Raw genomic sequence first — 20839 nt, 5'->3', positions numbered from 1 at the left:
CGACGACGACGGGCCGGCACCCTCCGGCCCCGCGATCGCCGACGTCCTCCGGGGCCCGGTCACTAGGCCAGCAGTGACGCGTAGCGCTCCAGGTCGACGTTGCCCCCGCTGACGATCACACCGACCCGTTTCCCCCTCAGCTCGGCGGCGAGGTTGCGGACGGCGGCCAGGCCGAGGCAGCCGGTGGGCTCGACGACGATCTTCATGACGGATCCGAAGAGCCTCATGGCGTCGACGAGTTCGGCGTCGGTGGCGGTGACGATGTCGTCGACCTCGCGGCGGATGATCTCGAAGGGGTGGGCGCCGAGGTGCTGGGTCTGCGCGCCGTCGGCGATGGTCTTCGGCGTGTCGATGTGGACGATGGAGCCCTCGCGCAGCGACCGCCGCCCGTCGTCGCCCGCTTCCGGCTCGACCCCGTACAGCGCGCAGCCGGGCGACAGCGCCCGGGCCGACAGCGCCGTACCGGAGAGCAGGCCGCCCCCGCCCAGGGGGACGAAGAGCGCGTCGAGGTCGCCGACCTCCTCGAACAGCTCCTTGGCGGCGGTGCCCTGACCGGCGATCACGTGGGGGTGGTCGTACGGCGGGATCAGCGTGAGGCCGCGGTCGGCGGCCAGCGCGCGGCCGATCTCCTCGCGGTCCTCGGTGTAGCGGTCGTAGCGGACGACCTGCCCGCCGTACCCCTCGGTGGCGGCCACCTTCGAGGCCGGCGCGTCGTGCGGCATGACGATCGTGGCCGGGATGTCGAGCAGCCGGGCGGCGAGGGCGATCGCCTGGGCGTGGTTGCCCGAGGAGTAGGCGACCACGCCCGAGCGTCGCTGGTCGGGGGTGAACCGCGACAGCGCGTTGAACGCGCCGCGGAACTTGAAGGCGCCCATCCGCTGGAAGTTCTCGCACTTGAACACCACGTCGGTGCCGACGCTCTCGTTGATGCGGCGTGAGCGCAGCACGGGGGTGCGATGGGCCCGCGGCGCGATGTGGGCGGCGGCGCTCAGGACGTCGTCATAGGTCGGTGACGCCGGTGACGGGGACATCGGCTACCTCTTCTTCTCGGGGCACGGCTACGGACCCGAAGCCTGCCATCCCCGCCGGGCAGCCGGTGTACCGGGCGGTGTCATGGAATCGGCTCGGACATGGCGCGCCGTCCGGTCTAGCATCGGGTCGTCCGGTGTGACAGGCAGGCGGACTCACTGTCCGGACAGTTCCGGAAAGTGACAGTGAAGCGGTGCGATTCTCTGTGCAGGTGGTGTTGTTGTGGCAGTCGGTACGATTCTTCGTTTCGATGAGGTGCGCGGGTACGGTTTCATCGCCGCCGTCGGCGGGGGCGAGGATGTGTTCTTCCACGCCAACGACTTCGGTGAGAGCCGGCACGCCGTCCAGCCCGGTCTGCGGGTGGAGTACGAGGTCATGGAGGGCGAGCGCGGCCTGAAGGTCTCGACCGTCACCCTTCTGGACCCGCCGCCGGTCCGGCGGCCGGTCGCGGCGGCGTCCCCGGTCGCCACCGCCGCCCCGCAGCAGCTCGGTGACGACGACGGTGTGTGCGACGTGTTGTCGGCGAAGTCCTTCAGCGGTGCGGTGACCGAGCTGCTCATCGAGCACGCGCCCACGCTGACGGGCGCGCAGATCGGGCAGGTCAGGCATCGTTTCCTGGCGTTCGCCCGGTCCCACGGCTGGGTCGACGACTGAGGCCGGCCGGCGCGCCTTCCGGTGACCCGGATCGCGGTGGGCGCGATCCGGGTTCTGCCCGCCGCTGTCGGTGGTGGCTCCGGCGACGTGCCCGTCGACGTACCGGCGCGACTGGTTCGGGGTGACGGCGCGGTCCCACTCGAAGCCGCCGCGCGTCGCGGAACGGGTGCGGGACGGCGTGGTTCACAGTCCCGGACGCTCTTTGGTCGGATGCGCACCCAAGTTCTGTTCATATGGGACAAAAGCGGCTACTCTCGACGGGAATTGACCTTGAGCGGTCGGAATCGCCCGCGGTTTCCAGGGCCAGTGGGCCTTCCCGGTGGAGAGCAGAGGTGGCGATGGCGCGCTGGTTGGGTCAGCTGCTCGTGCTGGCCGTCGTCGCCGGCGTCGCGCTGACCGCCCTCGCGACGCCCGCGTCCGCGCACGGCCAGCTCGCGATGTCGACGCCGGCCAAGGACAGCACGGTGACCGAGCCGATGGAGTCGCTCGCGCTCTACTTCACCGAGAAGCCCGCCCCGAACGCGTACTTCACCGTCACCACCCCCAGCGGTGCCCGCGTCGACCAGCCGTGGTCGCACGGGCAGCCCAAGCGCCTCGACGAGCCGGTCACGGAGTACAACCTCGTGGACGGCACCTGGCAGCCGAACCTCTACCACACCGGGTTCCCGGCGATGGTCCCGGTCGCGTACTGGCCGGAGCAGGGCCTGTACGTCGCCCGTTACATGTCGGTCGCCTCGGACGGCGAGAAGGTCACCGGAGAGGTCAAGTTCACCTACAAGGGCAAGATGTCGAAGGCGCCCAAGGGCTGGAAGGCCCCCACGAACGAGCCCGACCCCGCGCTGCTCAACCCGGCGGAACCCAGCGCCGTACCGTCGGCCGGAGCGGCCGCCCCCGCCACCCCCCAGACCACGCCGCAGGCGGCGGCTTCGAACGCGCCCCAGGCCGCCTCGGGTTTCGATCTGTCGGTGTGGCTGCTGCCCGCCGTCCTCGTCGTCGGAGTGGCGTTCATGGTGGTCCGGGCGGCACGGAGGCCGTCGCCCCGCGGCGCGGAGGTCCGGCGGCGTCCCACCGGGCCACCCGCGCGAACGCCTCCTGGCCGGTCCGCGACCGCGTCGCGCAAGGCGGCCAAGAGCGCCAAGGGCGCCAAGGCGGTCAAGAGCGCCAAGCGACGCTGACCGGCCCGCCCCCGCCGCCGTGCCGGCTCGCCGCCTCCGCGCCGGCCTGACACCCCCACCCCCCAGGAGAACAGCCATGACGTCACCCCCTGCCCGCCGCCGCCCGCTGCTCGCCGCGCTCATGCTCGGCGTGGCCCTGCTGATGGCCCTGCCGATGGCCACGGCCTGCGGCTCGCCCAGCGCGGCCCCCGGCGCCTCGACGGTCAAGGAGATCGCGGTGACCATCGCCGGACGGCAGGTGACGCCCCCGCCCGGACGGATCGACGTGACCAAGGGGCAGACGGTACGGATCACGGTGACCGGTGACGCGGCCGACGAGGCGCACGTCCACGGCTACGACAAGGCGGCGGACCTGAAGCCGGGCGTCCCCGCGACGATCGAGTTCGTCGCGGACCGGGACGGGCTGTTCGAGGTCGAGACCCACGACTCGAAGCTGCAGCTCTTCCAGCTCGTGGTGCGCTAGGCCGGCGTGATGTTCCTGGCTCACGGCATCGGCGGTCGCCAGGACCTGCCGATCCCCTTCGAGGCCGCGCTGACCGGCGCGATCCTCGCCCTGCTGGTGTCGTTCGTGGCCTTGGGCGCCCTGTGGACCGAGCCGCGGCTGGGCGCCGACGTCCGCCGTCCCCGCCCGCTGGCCTCCGTCGTCCAGGGGGTGGTGTCCGCGCGGGCGTGGCCGTGGTTCTGGCGTGCCGCCGGGCTCGTCGCCGCGGCGTACTTCTGCGTGGGCCTGCTCTTCGGCCCGGACCAGGTCGAGAACCCCACGGCGGGGGTGTTCTACGTCCTGTTCTGGGTCGGCCTGGTGCCGCTCTCGCTGCTGTTCGGGCCGGTGTGGCCGGTCCTCAACCCGCTGCGGACGCTGCACCTGCTGGCCTGCAAGGGGCTCGGGCGCGACCCCGCCACCGGGCTGCGCCCGCTGCCGGGCGGGCTGGGTTACTGGCCCGCCGCGGGCGGTCTCCTCGCTTTCGTCTGGCTGGAACTGGTCGCCCCCGAGCGGGCCACCCTGCCCGTCATCGGGGCCTGGCTCGCCGCCTACGTCGTGTTCATGCTCGGGGGAGCGGTGCTCTTCGGGTCGCGCTGGTTCGACCACGCGGACGCGTTCGAGGTCTACAGCACCCTCGTCGGCCGGCTCGCCCCGATCGCAAGACGCCCCGACGGCGTCGTGACCTGGCGTAACTCGCTGGACGGCATGGCCGGGCTCCGGCCGGTGCCGGGGCTGACGGTGCTGGTGGTGGTGCTCCTCGGCTCCACCATGTACGACAGTCTCTCCAACGCCCCGGTCTGGGTGCGCTTCGTGCAGGAGAGTTCGGTGCCGGCTCCGGTCATGGGGTCGGTGGGCCTGCTCACCGTCATCGGCCTGGTGCTCGCGGCGTACCGCGGCGCGACCTCGCTGGCCGGCCGGTGGGGCGCGGCGGAGCCGGGGACGACGGCGGGCGAGCTCGCCCACGCGGTGGTTCCGATCGCCGTCGGGTACGTGGTCGCCCACTACTACACGCTTCTCCTCCTGGAGGGGCAGCGGACCCTCGCCCTGCTCTCCGATCCGCTGGTCACCGGCGCTGACTGGCTGGGCACCGCGGGGTGGACCGTGCAGGCGGCCGGTACCTCCCCGGCCGGGATCGCCATGCTCCAGGTGACGGTCATCGTCGTCGGTCACGTGGTCGGCACCGTGCTCGCCCACGACCGCGCGCTGGCCCTGTTCCCGCGGCGCACCGCCGTCCTCGGGCAGATTCCCCTCCTGCTGCTGATGGTGGTCTACACGGTGGTGGGCCTGCTTCTCCTCTTCGCGGGCTGACCGGCCCCGCCCTGCCACCGATCGGCCCTCCTACCCGTGGGTCCCGCGGGTCCAGCGGGTCCAGTGGGTCACCGGGAAGCCGACGGAGCAGCGGTTCTCCCCGATGTGGTAGGCGCCGCCCCCTTGGGGCCGTACCGGGGACGCTCCACAAGGTGCACGGGACGCGGGTCCTCCTGGGAGGCCAGCACGACCACCAGGTCCGTGTTCACCCCGATGGACTTGAGAACGTTCTGGGTCACCGAGACGTGCCTGGACAGGACGACGACCTTGTTGCTCCGCACGTCGATGTACCGGACGCTTTCCCCGATCGGGCGGGTGGACAGGGCCTCGTCGAGTTTCCGCTTGACCGCCTTGAGCGTCCCCAGCGACACGCGGACGACCTCGGCCCTGGCGCCCGCGGAGATGATCCTCGGAATGTCGGCGGCGCTGGTGGTGGCGACCACGAGGGTCTGCGCCAGCATTCCCGTGAACCAGGAGCCGCCGAAGCGGCCGCCGAGCTCCTCGCGCAGCCGAGCCTCGACCGGTGCCAGCCGGATCTCGTTGAGCAGCCGGGTCTCGGCCTGCCTCCTGGTGAGACCGAGGTCGCGCTGGAGCGCCTCGATGACGCCAGGCGGCAGGTTTATCGCGGGGGGAGAGCTCGCCGCCGTCTGAGGCGGGGCCACCGGGGTGAGGACCGTCGGGGCGAAGGCCGTCGGGGTGGGAGCCGCCGGGGTGAGTGCGGCACCGCCCGAGGGCCTGGGCGTGGTGACGGCGGGAGAAGGTATCAGAGCAGGCGCAGGGACAGGGGCGGCGCCCGCCGCCCGGTGCGCGACGACGGCCGGAAGGGCTGTCAGGGTGAGCGCGGTGATCACCAGGACGCACCCCGTGGCGGCGATGTGGCTGCGGGACATGTGAGTCTCTCCTCGACCTCGGCTTTCGAAGCGTGAGGGGGGAGGCCATCCCGCGTCGCGGGCCGGTCGCGCGACAGGGGCACCGCCACCTTAATCCAGCCGTAGCCGGTTCCCGCCGGTAAGGCCGGGCGCCACGCGGGACGGATGATCCCGGCCGGCGGACCGGTACGCCCAGGTCAAGGCCGCCGGTCGCGCTCCCCGCGCCCGCGACGGCCGGCTCCGATCGGGCACTTCACCGGTTGCCGGCGGCGTTCGCGAACTTCCTCGCATCGGGGGGAGTATCGGGCATCGCCCGGGAGCGTGCGCGAACGCTCGGTTTGACCGCGGGACATGGTGGAGATGAAGGGGCAGGCGGGAGGGCCGGTGGCCGCGCCTCGCTCCCGCGAGCAGAACCGAGGGCAGTAGACATGTTCGCCTATGGTCAGGGAGGTCGTCATGCCGCGAGACAGCCGGTTGGGCAGGTTCGGCATCTGGAGCGGGGCCTGGAGCAACGCGTCGCGCGGCGACGGCCCGGCCGACACGGGCGCGTTCGACGACGCGGTGGCCGAGTTGGACGCGCTGGGGTACGGCACCCTCTGGCTCGGCGGGAGCCCGGCCGTCGACCACGCCGTACCGCTCCTCGAGGCGGCCCCGCGCATCACCGTGGCCACCGGCATCCTCAGCATCTGGGAGTACGAGGCCGCCGAGGTCGCCGCCCGGCGGGCCGCGCTCGAGCGAGAGTATCCCGGGCGCTTCGTCCTGGGGCTCGGCGTGAGCCACGAGGGCCTCACCGAGCGGTACGCGCGCCCGTACTCCGCGATGCGGGAGTATCTGGACGCGCTGGACTCCGCCGCCGATCCGGTGCCCGCGCAGGCGCGTGTTCTGGCCGCTCTCGGCCCCAGGATGCTGGAGCTGGCCCGGGACAGGGCCGCGGGCGCGCACCCGTATCTCGTCACCGTCGAGCACACCGCCCAGGCCCGCGAGATCCTCGGAGAGCACGCCCTGCTCGCCCCCGAGCTGAAGGTCGTCCTCGATCCCGACCTCGAAAGCGCCCGCGCCACCGCGCGCGGCTATCTCCGCTTCTACCTGAAGCTGCCCAACTACACCAACAACCTGCGCCGGCTGGGTTTCGAGGAGGACGACTTCCGCGACGGCGGTAGCGACCGGCTGGTGAACGCGGTGTTCGCGCTCGGGGACGCCGACGCCGTCGCCGGGAGGGCCGCGGACTTCCTGGACGCGGGAGCCGATCATCTCGCGATCCAGGTCGTGACCGACGACCCCTTCCACGACCTGCCGCGCGCCGCGTGGCGTCGCCTGGCCGAAACACTCCCGCTGGACGGCTGAGCCGTGGACCCGCTCCACGGTCCGCGCCTGCCAGGCCGGCCGTCGCCTCGGTGGGGCCGCCCGTGCCCCGGGCCTCCCACGCCCGGGGCCGGTCGGGGCGAGGCCCGTCCCTGGTCCGGTCAGCCGATGCGGAGCGGGAGCGTGCGTGGCCCGCGGACCTGACCCGTCGCCCAGGTCACCGCCGCCGGGTCGTCGAGGCTGAAGGCCGGGATCCGCTCCAGCCAGACCTCGAGGGCGACCTGCAGTTCCATGCGGGCCAGGTGCGAGCCCACGCAGCGGTGGATGCCCAGGCCGAACGCGGCGTGCCGGTTGACCTCGCGGTCGATGACGACCTCGTCCGCCCGGTCGAACTGGGCCCGGTCGCGGTTGGCCGCGGGGAACGACAGCAGGACCCAGTCGTCGGCCTTCATGTCGACGCCGCGCCAGTGCATGTCCTCCTTGACCAGCCGCGCCATCGTGACCGGCGCGTAGGCCCGCAGGAACTCCTCCATCGCGGTCGGCAGCAGGGCGGGTTCGGCGACCAGGCGCTCGCGGTCGGCCGGCGTCTTGGCCAGGTGCCACAGCGAGGCGCCGATCGCGCTCCACGTCGTGTCGATGCCGGCGATGAGGAGCAGCGCCATCGTGCCCGCCACGTGGAGCGACTCCAGCTTCCTGCCGTACAGCTCCGCGTTGACGAGGTAGGTCGTGAGGTCGTCCCGCGGGTTGTCGACGTGGTCGCGGATCTGCGCCAGCAGGTAGTTGAACAGCTTCTCCATCCGGGGGATGCGCTCTTCCGGGGGCAGGTTGATGCCCTCCAGCGCGTTCTCGACGAACTCGCGGAACTGCGGCCCGTCCTCGGGCGGGAAGCCCAGCATGTCGGCGATGACGCGCATCGGGATGTGCTGGGCGTAGTCACGGGCGGCGTCGATGACGTCCTGTCCCTCCAGCGCGTCGAGGAGCGAATGGCAGAACGCCCGCGTCGCCGGCTCCTGCCTGGCGACCACCGTCTTGGTGAACATCGGCAGCAGCAGCTTGCGCGCGTCGTGGTGGAAGGGCGGGTCGGAGGAGATCGGCGGCGTGCCGCCCACCGGTGCCACCTCGCGCGGCGGCCGGAAGTTGCTCATGACGATCGACCGGGAGGAGAAGTGCTCGGTGTCGTAGGCGATGGCCGCGACGTCCTCGTAGCGGGTCGGCAGCCACGCGCCGCCGAACCGGTCGGTGTGCGCGATCGGGCAGCGCTGCCGCAGGTCGTCCTGGATCGGGTACGGGTCGGCCGCCCACTCCGGCTCGGTGTGGGAGAAGTCGGTCGCCCAGTCGGAGACCGGCCCGGTGATGACCTCGTTGCGCACGCCGTCAGGGCGCTCTCGCAGCCTCTCCTCGAATTCCCGCTGGTCGAAGCGGTCATCGACGGTCATGTCGCGCCTCCTGGAGGATCTCGATCGTTCTTTCCGGGCAGTTCGCCATGGCCAGGCGCGCCGTCCGCTCCTCGCCCGGGGGTACGACGCCGTCGCCGACGACCAGCCCGTAGCCCTCGTCGTCCTCGCCGAACAGGCCGGGGGCGAGGTCGTAGCAGCGACCGTGTCCCTGGCATCGCTCGGAGTTGATCTTTACTTTCACTGTGGCGCTCCCCTCTGTGCTGTGGTGCCGGCGGGGACCGAGGTCTGTGCCGTGGTGCCGGCAGGGGCCAGGGCGGCGACGACGCGGGCGAGCAACGCGGCCCACTCCCCGTCGTCGACCGGGTGCAGGTCGGGTGTGACGAGCGCGCTGCCCATCGCGAGCAGCAGGCAGAAGTGCGACAGCGCGTCCGGCGACAGCGCGCCGTCCAGCTCGCCGTCGTTCTGGGCGGCACGGACGAGCCCGGCGAGCCAGTCGGTGCGTTCGCCGACGTAGTCGCGCATCGGCCGGGCGACGTCCTCGTCGCGGCGCGCCGCCACGAGCGCCTCGACGATGAGGTAGCCGTGGGCGGCGCGCCGGCGCGGGAGCCCGCGTCCGACGACGGCCAGCAACTCCGTGATCGGCCGGTCCGGGTCGGCGGCGAACAACTTGGCCAGCAGCTGCGGCCCGTGTGCGCGCAGCGCGGCCACCAGCAGCTCGGCCTTCGAGTCGAAGTGGGCGTACAGGGCGCCGTTGCTCACCCCCGCGGCCGCGGCGATGTCGGCCACGCGCGTGCCGTCGTAGCCGCGCTGGGCGAAGGCCTCGGCCGCCGCGCGCAGCAGGCGCTCCCGGGTCTCGGTGGCGGTGACGCCCGCGATACGCCCCATGCGCCAATTAAAAGAACGTTCATTTGATATGTCAACAGCGTCGGGAGTCCTCATTCCGTGTCTGGCGCCGTCGAACTTGAGAGTTCGGTGTGGATCTTGAGAGTCGACTTGAGAGTGAGGAATCGAAGATGAGAGTTGGGTTCCTCCCTCGGCGCCTGGCGTTGGTGGTTGAGCCGCAGCCTGACGAGTGGTTCTCCTCTTGGGTTGATCGGATGGCGGTGCGGAACGGACACTCGTCGAGTCGCCAGGGCTCGATGTGCGGGGACTGTCTGGCGATGTCCGCTCACTGGCGTACGGCGTCGTCGCGACCCCGGAGATGTGTGAGGGGGTCAGAGCCGCCACGCCCCCAGCGAGCCCGCCATGTGACGGCACGCCTGTGGGCTTGTCGGTTTCCGGCGGGCGACCGTAACCACCAGACGTTGGGGAGGCAACGGCCACCTCCGAATCCTCTGGCATGCGGTTTTCACCTTAATTTCAGCCGAAGGAAGCAGGGCGGATTCATCGGTGCAGCTCAACGTGGCCTGTTTGACTCGAATCTATGGGAATCCCTGCCCGACCTTGTCCGGCTACGGCAACCTCATCAGAATCAGTTCAGCCTTCAACTAATTGGTCGGAGGCTCACTTGCACGGATGAGGAGAGGCATGAAGCGCACCATCTTCGTTCTCATCGGCGTCATCGGCGCCATGCTCACCGGCATCAATCCAGCGTCCGCGGCCACCTCCGCGGTCGACTGTTCCACTGGCGGGTACACGCGGGCGTACAACAGCTATATCCCCTCCAACATGGAGCGAGGGGCCATCGACGGTCGCAGCTACAACATCGGCGGCTCGCTTTCGTACGAATACGAGATCTGCCTCGACATCCCAGACACCTCAACGTTCACGATCGAAGTGCGGATCTGGAACAACGGCACACAGACCGCCTTCGTGGACGACCGGCCCGGTGACAAGGTCTTCCGCTTCTCGCTCGCCCCGAACAGCTTCTGGCAGGTCTACGGCACGCTGACCGGGCCCGGCAGCACCTACCTCTACTACACCTGGCACGAGAAGCGGGTCTAGTTGCAGTGGGTCCAGCCGCTCTGCCACGCCGCCTTGGCGAAATCGCCGCCCCAGACGACGCGCTTCTTCTTCGCTAGGAGGCGGATCGGGCCGGCGTAGACGGTGTAGCGGCCCCAGCCGTTACCGTGGGCGCCCTTCTGCACGCGCAGCAGGGCGCCCACGTTGATGGTGCCCGGGATGACGTTCTTCGACAGGGTGACCACTCAGTTGAGGCCGGTCGCCTGTTCGTACAGAAGATAGGTGGTGGCCCGGCCGTTCTGCCGGCGAAGCCACATGGTTGGGCGACGCAGCCCATCCGAATGCGTGAGACCTTCGGGGACAGTGCCCACATCCCGGCGATACTTGCCATCAAAATCGAGGTGGCGACGTGTCAGGAGGCGGATTGGTGACGGCGAATCTGGAGGGGATGAGTGAACGTGAGTACTTCGCCCACGTGGCCAAGCGGTTGGGCATGTTCGTGGTGGGATCGAGGCTTACTGGGGTCGAGGGCTTCCTGGACGGTTATGACCAGCACGCGCTGCGTCATGGAGGTCCTGGTCTGAGCGGCTGGCGGGAGTGGCTGGTCGCTCGACGGGGTCAGGACTGCAACCATGGCTGGCAGGGGCAGGTGCGCCATATCGCTCTCCCCGACGGGTGGGAGCAGTGGGGACTGACCGGTGAAGAGGAGGCCAAGGTCATCCAGGTCCTGTTCACGCTGCTGGATGAATTCCTCACTGCCCGGGAGGTGTCGGACACCCGTGGTTCCTAGACCGTCGGGCGGGACAGGGTGAGCCGACGCCGCAGCGTGTCGATCTCGATAATGATCACGGTGACCTCGTCGCCGACCCGAACCGCGTCGCCTGACACCTCTGGGGTCGGGGCGGTGAGATCGCTGAGGTGAATCAGGCCTTCAATGCCGTCTGCCACACGGATGAAGGCACCGAAGGGCACCACTTTGGTGACCGGGCCGTGCAGGATCTGCCCCACGTGAACGTGGCGCGCGAACTGCTGGAACGGGTCAGGCCGGGTGGCGCGCAGCGATAGGCGGGCTTCGCCGTCATGGGTGTCGAAGACGAGGACCTCGCAGGTGATGTGCTCTCCCACGGAAACGACCTCGGATGGGTCCTCGAAGCGGTGCCAGGACAGCTCGGGCATGGTGATGAAGCCGACGCCGGGGAAGACGGGGTGGCCGGGTCCGTCGTCCAGATCGACAAAGACGCCGAAGCGTTCGATGGCCGCCACGGTGCCGGACAGCCGCTGTCCCGGACGCAGTGACTTCAGATATGCCCATAGTTGGAGGTTCTCGGTCGCAGACCGCGAGAGCCGAACCTGTCGTTCGGGGAGATCAACGGCGATCACCTCGGCAGAGACCCGGCCGCCAACTTCAAGGATGTCGGCGGCCGAGCCCCCGAAGGACCCCCAGGAAAGATCGAGCGGGCCGATGACACCGACCGGAGCGCCGGCGAAAGCGTCGAGAAGCACGGTCGTTCCCGATCGCGTGATCTCTGCGACGGTTCCGATGAGGACATCGCCGACGTTCACGATCCTCAGGAACGCGGCAAGGGACGATTCCTCCTCCACGGCCCCCACGGCTCCAAGACTAGACAGGTTCGAGCCCTGAAGCCCCAGTGCCCAACCGACGTACATTCATGGCACTTGATCTTCGGCTGCGCACTGCCGACTTCGATGACGCGAGCACTAACATTTCGACACCCATCGAAGTGACAGTGTCCAGGTCAGGAGCAGGTCCTCCTGTCATCTTCGGTGGGTCCAGACAATTGTCCGGAGCCCCTGCAGATGTCAGTACGGCACACGAGTTGTCAGTGGACTTGGCAGTGGGTCATCGGGGATGGCAGTGGACGCGTGTACGACAGGAGGTTCAGCCCGTGGCATCTGGCCGCATCTCCCGGCGTTCGACGTTGGTGGTTGAGCCGCAGCCGGGTGAGTCGTTCGCCTCGGCCGCGACCGGGCTCAGGCCTGGCCGGAAACCTCCGCCGTCTCGGCGGACGCGGGTTCGGGTTCGGCGGCCGGTGGTTGTCCGCGGAGAGTCACCGAGGCGAGTACGGCCAGGACCAGGGAGGCGACCGCGCCGATCCCGGCGACGAGGTTGAGGCCCGCGGTGAACGCCTCCCGGGCGGGGACGAGTACGGCTTGCGCCTGAACGGGCGGAAGATGTGCGACGGCGGTGACCGCGGCCTCGATCGAGTCGCGGGCGGCGGAGGCCGCCTCCGGCGGGAGGCCGGCGGGAAGCGCGGCGGGCACGGTCTGGCGGTAGACGGCGGCTCCGGCGCTGCCCAGGACGGCCACGCCCAGGGCCAGGCCGAGTTCGGTGCTCGTCTCGGACATGGCCGCGGCGGAGCCGGCCCTCTCGGGCGGGGCGGAGCCGACGACAAGGTCGGTGCCCAGCGCCATGATCGGGCCCTGGCCGACGTAGACGACGACGATGCCGGCGATCAGGAGGGGGAGCCCGGCCGCCTGGTCGAGCAGGGCCAGCAGGAGGAAGCCGGCCGCCGACACCGTCAGGGAGGCAGCGACCACGACCCGCTCGGGTAGCCGCCGTACCAGGATGGGGGCGGCCAGGGAGGTGAGAATCATGGCGACCGACGAGGGCACCAGCCACAGGCCCGCCGCGAGCGGGGACAGGCCCTGGACTCCCTGGAGGAACCGCGTGACGAACAGGTAGGTGCCGGCGGTGGCGGCCAGGCCCAAAAGCAGCAGGAGCAGGGCGCCGGTGAGGGCGCGGTTGCGGAAGAGCGTCACGTCGAGCACCGGGGCGGCGAGCCCGCGCTGTCGCCGCCAGAACACCGCTCCGGCGACAAGCCCAGCCAGAACGATCCCGCCGCTCAGGACCGGGTCGCCCCCGTGGGACAGCAGCTTGACGCCGTACACGATCGTCAGCATGGCGACCAGGGAGAGCGCGACGCTGACCAGGTCGGGCCGCCCCGCGGTGGTGTCGCGGTACTCCGGGAGCAGCAGTGGCCCGCCCACCAGCAGCAGCGCCATCACCGGCACGGCGATCAGGAACGCCGCCCCCCACCCGAACGATTCCAGCAACGCCCCGCCGACCACCGGCCCCGGGGCGACTCCGCCGGACAGGCTCGCCGCCCAGATGCCGATGGCGGTCCCCCGCTGGCGTGCGTTTCGGAACATGTTGCCGATCAGCGCCAGCGTGGAGGGCATCAGCGTCGCCCCCGCGATCCCGAGCAGCGCCCGAGCGGCGATCAGCGCCTCCGCGCTGGGAGCGTACGCGGCGGCCACCGACGCCAGGCCGAACGCCGCCGCTCCCCACATCCGCAACCTGCTCGCCGCCGGACTGTCCACCGCCACCATCGCCGGCCTGCTGCCCTGCATGGGCAAGGACGGCGACGCACTCATCGCCGACTGCCCCGAACTCCTGCTCGACCTCCACCGCGAACGCGCCCGCCTCCAGGCCGCCATCCACGAACTGGAGACCGCCCGCACCACCCTGGACGCGGTCATCGCCACCGCGCCCCCCGAGGCGGAGCGGACCGCCCGCGCCATGCTCGCTCCGGCGTCCTGACGGATCCGACACGGCAGGCGCATCCGCCGGTGCCGGCCATCACCCACCGCAAGAGCGACCTGGCACGCATCTCCGCCGCGAGCCGGGACTGTACGGTTTTCGGCTCTGGCTCACTTTCGGTGGTAACGGACCGTGCGCGTCAAGCTGACGTCGCGGAGCTGAACGGGTTCCTCACCAGACGCTTCCGGGACCGTGCGATCGCCCGTACACCTGTCCCCAGACCTTGTCTGCGGCAGATCCGCATGGGTCAGAATGTGCCGATGACGACATCCGCTGACGACTCCGGTCCGGTCCGGATCGTGACGGCCGTTCTTCGCGACGGCGATCGGGTGTTGCTGTGTCATCGAAGCGCCGGACGCCGTTGGTATCCCGACGTGTGGGACCTGCCGGGCGGTCATGTCGAGGAGGGGGAGGATCCAAAAGAGAGCCTTGTCCGCGAGCTTCGGGAGGAGTTGGGAATCACGGCATCGGAGCCGTCCGGCCCGCCGATGCATGAGATCCGGACCGCGACGTTCGACATGCAGATCTGGTTGGTCGACAGGTGGACCGGGACACCCGTCAACGTCGCGCCGGACGAGCACGACGCTGTGGCGTGGTTCGAGACGTCCGACCTTGACAGTCTGCGTCTCGCCCATGAGTCGTATCTCTCGATGCTCACCGCCGTGCTCGTCACGTGACGTCCATCTGCTGTAGATCTGGCCGCCGACGACTCCCTCGACAATCCCGTCTCGGCGGCCTTGGCGCTCGCCACCCGCGTCACCGGCGTCACGATCACCCCGCAGCACCTTCACCGCCCCGTCCTCGGCGCCGCCATTCCCGGCGCCTGTTTCTGACCCGCCCCAGCGTCGAAACGGCCAGAAGCGGTGGCGACGCAGCGATGCCCTCACCTCGCCACAGAGACCTTCCGAACCATGCTCGGATCGCACTGTCACTTTGAACGTCGTTCGGGCGACCTGATCAGATGCTGATCAAAATGACGGTGCCCGGGTCAGCCCCAAGCCTCGCTGCCATGTTCGGCGACGCCAGACATCCGAAATGTCTGGGGCCCTTGCAGAGATGGCAGGACGCGCGTGTGCGGCAGGAGATCCAGCTCGTTTTTGACATGGGCGCGGCCCTGCCGGTCGTGGCGGTCGCCGTCGCCGGGAAGTTCGCCGGCGCCTACGTCGGCGTCCGAGCGGGCCGCCTGTCGTCGTGGGATGGAGTGGCGCTGGGGGCGTGCATGAACGCGCGGGGGAGACATCGAGGTCGTGATCGCGATGGTGGGGCTGCGTCTGGCGTGCTCACGGCCGAGATGTACACGATCCTCATCCTGACGGCCCCGCCCGTCCTGCGGATCGCCACGGCCAAGATCACCCCACGGAGGAGGAAGCGGCCCGCCAGGTGTGAAGGTCCAGTTGAAACGAGCGGCGCACCCGAACCGATATCAACGCAAGGAAGGGGGCCTCCGTGCGGGACGAGGAGATCGTGGCCGCGGCACAGGTGATCCGTGCCCGGCTCGGCGTCCTTTTGGGCGAGGATGCGGCCGGAGTGGAGGAACAGCTGTCCGCCCTGCTGACGCAGGCGATCGTCAACGTGGACGCGATCATCGAACTCCTGGGGCGGCGGGAGGAGACCCGGGCGGCGATGCGGGAGGAACTGGCCCAGGTGCGGTCCGTACCGAAGGACGGGCCGCCCGAATTCGCAGCGGCGCCCGGGTTCGGCGACCCCGCCGCGCCGATCGTCTACCGGTGCGGAGAGTGCGGGTACACCTATCCCGTGTTCGAGGTGGGTGAGCCGGTGCCCGCGTCGTGCGAAGAGGGACACGGCCCGCTGGTCAGGGTGGAGTGACGGTGTTCACGTCGGTGTGGACGCCGCTCGGAGGCAAGGTCGCCGACAGGTGGGCCGGGCTGCTCACCTCGCCGGTGATGGTCCTGTGGGGCGGTGGGCTGCTGGCCTGGGTGCACGGGCACGGCGGCCTGACCGGAACCACCTCGGGCTGGAAGGAACTGGAACGGCAGTGGCGGACGGCGTTCCCCGAGCCCGCCGCGCAGGTCGCCCTGCTCATCGGGGCGTTGCTGGTCGTCCTGGCATCGGCCCGGCTGCTGGAGAGTCTCACATTGCCGGTGGTGCGCCTGCTCGAAGGGTACTGGCCCCGGTGGGCGTGGCCGATCAGCGCGGCGCTGACATGGATGCGCGGGCGCCGGATCGAGCGGGCGGCGCGGCGGTGGCGCGACCTCGCGCTGCGCCGCGACGAACTCACCGCGAGGGAACGCCTGCGTTTCTCGCGGATCGACGCGGGCCGGGCGGCCGTCCCGGCGGTGCCCCATCTGCGAATGCCGACCGCGCTCGGGGATCTCCTGCGGGCGGCCGAGCTCAGGATCCGCCTCCGCTACGGGCTCGACGTCGTCGCGTGCTGGCCGAGGCTCTGGATCCTGCTGCCGGAACAGGCACGCGCCGACATCGGCCAGGCACGCGCGAGGCTCGACGAGATGGCGAGGCTGTGGGCCGTCGGGGTCTCCCTGGCCGGATTCACGATCCTCACCTGGTGGGCACTGCTCGCCGCGGCCGTCGTCGCAGCCGTGGCCCACCGGCTCCTGCGATCCGCGGCGGCCGACTACGCGATCATGCTTCAGTCCTGTTTCGACGTGCACCGCAGAATGCTCTACGAGGCGGTGGATTTGCCCTGGGAGACCCGGGCGGAGCCGGAGGACGGGCAGCGCATCACCGCTTTCCTCACCCGTGGTACGGCGCTCACCGTCGCCCGGAAGGGCTAGACGTGGACGTGCGGGGGTGGACGCGGGCGAGCCGGATCGCCTGGCGGCTGATCCGCGGTCCGGTGCCGTCCTGGCCGGAGGTGGGGCGGCTCCTTGCCGACGAGCCCGCCGACGTCCTTGAGCGGCTGGAAAGGCTCCTGCTGGTGGCGCTGCGCCAGACGCGCGCCCAGCCCGGCCAGGACCCCAGGGCCGTCACCTGGATGACGGACCTGTCCTGGGTGGTTCAGACGCTGCGCCTGAGGGGTTCGCGTGAGACGCCCCGCCTGCCGATCGACGGGCTGCCGCTGGGCGTCCCGACCACGGTGTCCCATCTGTACGGGCCGCTGGAGGAACTCCTCAACGCCTCCGACGCCGACCGCGCGGCCGCGATCCTGGCGGCCCATCCCGAGATTCTCGGACCGGAGGTCGACGCGGCCCTCACCGAGTTCGCGTCCGCGCTCGAGGTCTATCGCAGGTTCGGGGAGGCACACCGCGTCCGGCGTTACCTGGCCGGGTTGCGGGCGGGCGGCGTGTTCCATCCCGACGAGTTCATCCCTCCCGAAGCCGCCCTGCGCCGAGTCCGCGAACTGTCGGAGCGGTTCGGCCGGTTGTGCCGGACGGCTCATGAACCCGCGGTGGCCGACGCCGCGATCGACGACGGCGAGCGGCTGCTCCTCCACCCGCAGTGGCCGGGCCTCCACGACGAGGTCCGTATCTTGCACCTGCACGAACTCGCGAACGCCTACACCGACCGGTTCGAGCGCACCGGACGGACGAGCGACGCCGAACGCGGCGTGACGCTCAACCGGACCCTCGGCGACCACACCCCGCTCGACCATCCGGAACGGCCCGGCTACCTGGCCAATCTCGGCAAGTCCCTGCACGTCCTCGGCCGGATCGAGGAGGCCGTCCCGATTCTGCGCACGGCCGTCAAAACCGCCGGACCGCGCTCGCCCCACCGGTTCCTGTTCCTCAACAGCCTCGGCAACGCCCTCCGCGACCTGTCGGAGCTCCGCGACGACGACGTGACCCTCGACTGGGCGATCGCCGCCTGCCGCCTGGCGGCGTCCGAGGAGGCGCGCCCCGACGCCCTCTACCCGACCTACGTCGCGAACCTGAGCCTGACGTTGCTGGCCCGGTACCGCCGTCGTCGCGACCCCGCCGACCTGACCGCCGCGATCGGAACCGGCCGCGAGGCGGTACGCCTCGACCCGGAAGGTCACTACGTCCGAGGACGACTCGCCGAGATGCTGATCGACACGGGCCAGTACGGCGCCGCCCGCGTGATGATCGAGGAGGCGCTCGCACGGGTCCCGTCCGGGGCGGCCATCCGCGAGCACTACCGCGCGGTCCGCCGGACTCTGCGGGAGGTCCGCGATCCGGGCGTGCGGCCCGACGATCCGATGGCGGAGGCTCAGCGCGTCGTCGCCGTCGCGCTGGCGGAGGACTCCTCCGCCGCCGACCGCCGCGCCGCGCTCGACCGGATCGTCGACGCGCTCCTTGTCGCGGTCTCCAGCGCTAACTCGCATCAGGAGCGGATCGAGCTCCTCGACCGGCTGGCGTCGGCGTTCCACACGCGGTATCTGGAGTTCGACCGGCTCGAGGACCTCGACCAGGTCATCGACATCAACGCCGCACTGGTCCGGGACGAGGCGACGTCCGAGCGGCTGATCCGATGGGCCGCGCGGCTCTGCGACCGCTACCGGGAGGTGCCTGACGTCGAGACGTTGCGCGAGGCCGTCGACGTCTACCGGCAGGCTCTCACCGCGTCTCCGCCCGACGAACCGGACCGCTGGGAGTACGCCCAGGAACTCGGCGACGCGCTCAGTATGCTCTACCGCGCCACCGACGACGTGACCCTGCTCCGGGAAGCAGCGCACCTTCGGACCGAAGCTCTTGGCCAGCTCACGGTGGACCACCCCGAAAGGCCCTCGGTGCTGCTGAAACTCGCCGTCGACCGGTACGAGCTGGCCGCGCACGACCCGGCCACCACCGACGCGGATCTGCGCGGCCTCGTCGCCGAGGTGGGCCCCGACCCGGCGGCGCTGGCCGGCTTCGGCGACCGGCTCGTCGACCGCTATCTGCGGTACGGGCTCCCGGCAGACCTCGACAACGCGATCGTCCTGCTCCGGGGGGCGCTCGCCGGGACCGGCGACGACATCGAGGCGGTGTATCGGACCGCCCGGCTCGGCGGCGCCCTGCGCCTGCGGGCGACCGGCTCCACCCGGCTGAAGGACCTCCACGAGGCCGAGTCCCTGCTGCGGAACCGGCTCGCGACCACCACGATCCCCGGACCGGCCGCCCGGCTCGGCTTCGAGCTGGCCGGGGTCCTGCACGAGGTGTACACGGCCACCGGCGACGCCGCGGCCCTCGACGAATGCGTGCGCTTCGACGAGGACGCGATCAGATCGTCGGGCCGGGCCGATTCCCAGTACATCGGTGGCCTGTGCACCGCGCTCATCACCCGGTACGAGCTTCTCGGCCGCCGGGTCGACCTCGATCGCGCGGCCGCCCTGCTCCGGGAGGCGACTGCCCGAGAGCTGCCGCGAACCCCCAAAGCGGTCATGTTGAACGCGCTGGGCAGTGCGCTGCGCCTGCAGGCCGAGACGGAGGAGCGTCCGGAACTGCTGGCCGCCGCCATCACCGCGATCCGCCAGGCGGTCGACCTCCTGCCCGCGACCGCCCCCTACCGGGCGCAGTACCTGGCCAACCTGGCCGGTCTGCTCGCCGCCCAGGACCGCGACGCGGGTGTTCTCGACGCCGCCGTCACTTCGGCCAGGGCGAGTCTGTCGGTCGCCCCATCGGACGAGGTCAGGGCACGCCTGCGGCTCGCGCTGGCCGATCTGCTGTCCGCCCGGGGCGACGACGAGGAGGCCGGGGCCGAGCTGGCCGCCGCGGCGCTGTTCGCCGATCCCGCCGTCCGGGCACGCGCCAACCGCAAACGGGGCGACCTGCTGAGCGCGCGGGAGTCCTGGCGGCCTGCCGCCGAGGCGTACGCGGCCTGCGTCGCGGGCTTCAACGACGTGTTCGCGATCCAGCACACCCGCCACCACCAGGAGGCGTGGCTACGGGAGCTCTCCGGCGTGCCCGGCGCGGCCGCGTCGGCGTTCGTCAAGGCGGGTGACCTGGACGCCGCGATCGACGTCCTCGAGACCGGTCGGACCCGGCTGCTCGCCCAGGCCCTCGCCGGGTCCCCCCGTAACGGAGAACCGAGGCTGCCGCTGGTGCACCTGATTCCCTCGGGCGAGGAGTGCCTGGCCGTGATCACGCCCCCGGAGGGAGAGAGATGCGCGCTCCACCTCCCCTGGGGCGGGTCGGCCCTCCTCGACCGGGCGCTGGAGTACACCACGGCCCTGGTCTCCGAGGACGACGACCGCTGGGCGCGGGTCCTCGACGACACCACCGGCTGGCTCGGTGAAACGATCATGGGTCCGGTTCTTGACACCGTCGGAACACCCGCCGCTCTGACGCTCGTCCCCACCGGTGGCCTGACGCTCCTTCCCCTGCACGCCGCGTGGACGGCCGACCCGGACGCTCCCGGCGTCCGCCGATACGCCCTCGACACCACCACGATCCGCTACGCCCCGAACGCCGCGCTACGGCCCGCGACTTCTCGCCCGCCGAGCTCGGCCCTGAGCGTGGCGGATCCACAACCCGTAACGGCCGACCGCCTGCCCTACTCCGAGCTGGAGGGCAGGGGCCTGGCCGCCCTCCTGCCACACACGGTGACCCTCCACGGTCCGGCCGCCGGGAAGGACGCCGTCCGTGCCCACCTGCCGTCGGCCCGGCTCGTCCTGTTCTCCTGCCACGCGACCACGGACGTGCGCACCGTCGCCGACAACGGCTTCCTGCTCGCCCACGACGAGGTCCTCAGCCTGCGCGACCTCCTCGCCCTGCCGCTGACCGCTGACCTCGTCATCGCCTCGGGCTGCCAGACCGCCTTCCCCGACGTCTCCGCCCTCGACGAGGTGATCAGCCTCTCGACCGGTCTCCTCCAGGCGGGAGCCGGTTCCGTCCTCGCCACCGCGTGGAAGATCTCTGACGGCCCGTCGATGATCGTCGTCCTGGCGACGCTCCGGCGGTGGCTCACCGATGGCCTGCCACCCGCCGAGGCCCTGCGCGCCGCCCAGTCGTGGCTCCGCGCCGCCACCACCACGGACATCCTCACCCGCTTCACCGACTGGTACCCGGCCGAGGTCCCCTCCCTGCGCCGTCTCCTGGCCTTCGAGGACCCCGACGCCATCCCCTTCGCCCACCCCGTTCACTGGGCGGCCTTCGCCTTTCACGGTGGCTGACTCACGGCACCAGCCCGGTCTCGTACGCGATGATGACCAGTTGCACCCGGTCTCGCGCGTCCAGTTTCACCGGCAACCGGGTGCGATTTTGCCTTGTCCAGATATAGGGGATTCCTGGCCGAACGAAGGCGGC

At 70.9% G+C, this 20839-nt stretch carries 20 protein-coding genes; 12 read left to right on the top strand and 8 right to left on the bottom strand.

Annotated features, from left to right (window positions below; all coding sequences use genetic code 11):
• Positions 1-62: 62 nt before the first annotated feature.
• On the bottom strand, positions 63-1031 hold the full coding sequence (locus ACVCAG_RS38920) for a threo-3-hydroxy-L-aspartate ammonia-lyase (protein WP_440085689.1): 969 nt from the start codon (positions 1029-1031) through the stop codon (positions 63-65).
• 220 nt (positions 1032-1251) lie between these two features.
• Between ACVCAG_RS38920 and ACVCAG_RS38915 the strand changes: the two genes are divergently transcribed.
• From ACVCAG_RS38915 to ACVCAG_RS38900, 4 genes are all read left to right on the top strand, one after another.
• Positions 1252-1683, top strand: a complete 432-nt coding sequence (locus ACVCAG_RS38915; RefSeq protein ID WP_440085690.1) for a cold shock domain-containing protein — start codon at positions 1252-1254, stop codon at positions 1681-1683.
• A gap of 338 nt (positions 1684-2021) precedes the next feature.
• On the top strand, positions 2022-2858 hold the full coding sequence (locus tag ACVCAG_RS38910) for a copper resistance protein CopC (RefSeq protein WP_440085691.1): 837 nt from the start codon (positions 2022-2024) through the stop codon (positions 2856-2858).
• A gap of 76 nt (positions 2859-2934) precedes the next feature.
• On the top strand, positions 2935-3321 hold the full coding sequence (locus tag ACVCAG_RS38905; RefSeq protein WP_440085692.1) for a hypothetical protein: 387 nt from the start codon (positions 2935-2937) through the stop codon (positions 3319-3321).
• Between the two features lie 9 nt (positions 3322-3330).
• Positions 3331-4647 (top strand): hypothetical protein, encoded by a 1317-nt coding sequence (locus ACVCAG_RS38900; RefSeq protein ID WP_440085693.1) that lies wholly within the window; start codon positions 3331-3333, stop codon positions 4645-4647.
• A 68-nt stretch (positions 4648-4715) separates the two neighbouring features.
• Here ACVCAG_RS38900 and ACVCAG_RS38895 read toward each other — a convergent pair whose 3' ends face one another.
• The gene (locus ACVCAG_RS38895; RefSeq protein ID WP_440085694.1) at positions 4716-5537 is read right to left on the bottom strand and encodes an alpha-lytic protease prodomain-containing protein; all 822 of its coding nucleotides are present in this window, start codon (positions 5535-5537) and stop codon (positions 4716-4718) included.
• A gap of 435 nt (positions 5538-5972) precedes the next feature.
• Here ACVCAG_RS38895 and ACVCAG_RS38890 point away from each other — a divergent pair, with 435 nt between their 5' ends.
• On the top strand, positions 5973-6860 hold the full coding sequence (locus tag ACVCAG_RS38890; RefSeq protein WP_440085695.1) for a TIGR03620 family F420-dependent LLM class oxidoreductase: 888 nt from the start codon (positions 5973-5975) through the stop codon (positions 6858-6860).
• A 119-nt stretch (positions 6861-6979) separates the two neighbouring features.
• Here the strand turns inward: ACVCAG_RS38890 and ACVCAG_RS38885 are convergent, their stop codons facing one another.
• Genes ACVCAG_RS38885 through ACVCAG_RS38875 form a run of 3 tightly spaced genes read right to left on the bottom strand, consistent with a single transcriptional unit; the run spans position 6980 to position 9100 of the window.
• Entirely contained in the window at positions 6980-8254 is a 1275-nt protein-coding gene (locus ACVCAG_RS38885) for a cytochrome P450 (protein WP_440085697.1), read from the bottom strand.
• Positions 8241-8456 (bottom strand): ferredoxin, encoded by a 216-nt coding sequence (locus tag ACVCAG_RS38880; RefSeq protein WP_440085698.1) that lies wholly within the window; start codon positions 8454-8456, stop codon positions 8241-8243. Before ACVCAG_RS38880 ends, ACVCAG_RS38885 begins: the two co-directional genes overlap by 14 nt.
• Entirely contained in the window at positions 8453-9100 is a 648-nt protein-coding gene (locus ACVCAG_RS38875) for a TetR family transcriptional regulator (protein WP_440085699.1), read from the bottom strand. The genes ACVCAG_RS38880 and ACVCAG_RS38875 overlap by 4 nt, the downstream gene beginning before the upstream one ends.
• Before the next feature lie 642 nt (positions 9101-9742).
• On the opposite strand from ACVCAG_RS38875, the gene ACVCAG_RS38870 reads away from it, so the two are divergent.
• On the top strand, positions 9743-10159 hold the full coding sequence (locus tag ACVCAG_RS38870; RefSeq protein WP_440085700.1) for a hypothetical protein: 417 nt from the start codon (positions 9743-9745) through the stop codon (positions 10157-10159).
• Here ACVCAG_RS38870 and ACVCAG_RS38865 read toward each other — a convergent pair.
• On the bottom strand, positions 10156-10362 hold the full coding sequence (locus ACVCAG_RS38865; RefSeq protein WP_440085701.1) for a hypothetical protein: 207 nt from the start codon (positions 10360-10362) through the stop codon (positions 10156-10158). The genes ACVCAG_RS38870 and ACVCAG_RS38865 overlap by 4 nt on opposite strands.
• Positions 10363-10565: 203 nt before the next feature.
• Between ACVCAG_RS38865 and ACVCAG_RS38860 the strand changes: the two genes are divergently transcribed.
• Positions 10566-10907: a hypothetical protein gene (locus tag ACVCAG_RS38860; RefSeq protein WP_447191331.1), complete on the top strand. Its 342-nt coding sequence runs from the start codon at positions 10566-10568 to the stop codon at positions 10905-10907.
• On the opposite strand, the gene ACVCAG_RS38855 is transcribed toward ACVCAG_RS38860, so the two are convergent.
• The gene (locus ACVCAG_RS38855) at positions 10904-11728 is read right to left on the bottom strand and encodes a S1 RNA-binding domain-containing protein (RefSeq protein ID WP_440085704.1); all 825 of its coding nucleotides are present in this window, start codon (positions 11726-11728) and stop codon (positions 10904-10906) included. The genes ACVCAG_RS38860 and ACVCAG_RS38855 overlap by 4 nt on opposite strands.
• 381 nt (positions 11729-12109) lie before the next feature.
• Positions 12110-13396: an MFS transporter gene (locus ACVCAG_RS38850; protein ID WP_440085705.1), complete on the bottom strand. Its 1287-nt coding sequence runs from the start codon at positions 13394-13396 to the stop codon at positions 12110-12112.
• Between ACVCAG_RS38850 and ACVCAG_RS38845 the strand changes: the two genes are divergently transcribed.
• From ACVCAG_RS38845 to ACVCAG_RS38825, 5 genes are all read left to right on the top strand, one after another.
• Positions 13287-13679: a hypothetical protein gene (locus tag ACVCAG_RS38845; protein WP_440085706.1), complete on the top strand. Its 393-nt coding sequence runs from the start codon at positions 13287-13289 to the stop codon at positions 13677-13679. The genes ACVCAG_RS38850 and ACVCAG_RS38845 overlap by 110 nt on opposite strands.
• Positions 13680-13708: 29 nt before the next feature.
• Positions 13709-14356, top strand: coding sequence for an NUDIX domain-containing protein (locus ACVCAG_RS38840; RefSeq protein ID WP_440085707.1), 648 nt, complete (start codon positions 13709-13711; stop codon positions 14354-14356).
• Positions 14357-15125: 769 nt separating this feature from the next.
• Entirely contained in the window at positions 15126-15506 is a 381-nt protein-coding gene (locus tag ACVCAG_RS38835; RefSeq protein ID WP_440085708.1) for a hypothetical protein, read from the top strand.
• Between the two features lie 2 nt (positions 15507-15508).
• Entirely contained in the window at positions 15509-16432 is a 924-nt protein-coding gene (locus ACVCAG_RS38830; RefSeq protein ID WP_440085709.1) for a hypothetical protein, read from the top strand.
• Between the two features lie 2 nt (positions 16433-16434).
• Positions 16435-20706, top strand: a complete 4272-nt coding sequence (locus ACVCAG_RS38825) for a CHAT domain-containing protein (protein ID WP_440085710.1) — start codon at positions 16435-16437, stop codon at positions 20704-20706.
• The last annotated feature ends 133 nt before the right edge of the window (positions 20707-20839 follow it).

The organism is Streptosporangium sp. G12 (assembly GCF_052983175.1).
This window is presented reverse-complemented; position numbering and strand designations above follow the sequence as displayed.

Bases quoted from the DNA above. Each gene is read 5' to 3' on its own strand.
- ACVCAG_RS38870 (WP_440085700.1), top strand. From the start codon at position 9,743: ATGAAGCGCACCATCTTCGTTCTCATCGGCGTCATCGGCGCCATGCTC.
- ACVCAG_RS38890 (WP_440085695.1), top strand. From the start codon at position 5,973: ATGCCGCGAGACAGCCGGTTGGGCAGGTTCGGCATCTGGAGCGGGGCC.
- ACVCAG_RS38885 (WP_440085697.1), bottom strand. From the start codon at position 8,254: ATGACCGTCGATGACCGCTTCGACCAGCGGGAATTCGAGGAGAGGCTG.
- ACVCAG_RS38920 (WP_440085689.1), bottom strand. From the start codon at position 1,031: ATGTCCCCGTCACCGGCGTCACCGACCTATGACGACGTCCTGAGCGCC.
- ACVCAG_RS38895 (WP_440085694.1), bottom strand. From the start codon at position 5,537: ATGTCCCGCAGCCACATCGCCGCCACGGGGTGCGTCCTGGTGATCACC.
- ACVCAG_RS38875 (WP_440085699.1), bottom strand. From the start codon at position 9,100: ATGGGGCGTATCGCGGGCGTCACCGCCACCGAGACCCGGGAGCGCCTG.
- ACVCAG_RS38860 (WP_447191331.1), top strand. From the start codon at position 10,566: ATGAGTGAACGTGAGTACTTCGCCCACGTGGCCAAGCGGTTGGGCATG.
- ACVCAG_RS38910 (WP_440085691.1), top strand. From the start codon at position 2,022: ATGGCGCGCTGGTTGGGTCAGCTGCTCGTGCTGGCCGTCGTCGCCGGC.
- ACVCAG_RS38900 (WP_440085693.1), top strand. From the start codon at position 3,331: ATGTTCCTGGCTCACGGCATCGGCGGTCGCCAGGACCTGCCGATCCCC.
- ACVCAG_RS38845 (WP_440085706.1), top strand. From the start codon at position 13,287: ATGTTGCCGATCAGCGCCAGCGTGGAGGGCATCAGCGTCGCCCCCGCG.
- ACVCAG_RS38905 (WP_440085692.1), top strand. From the start codon at position 2,935: ATGACGTCACCCCCTGCCCGCCGCCGCCCGCTGCTCGCCGCGCTCATG.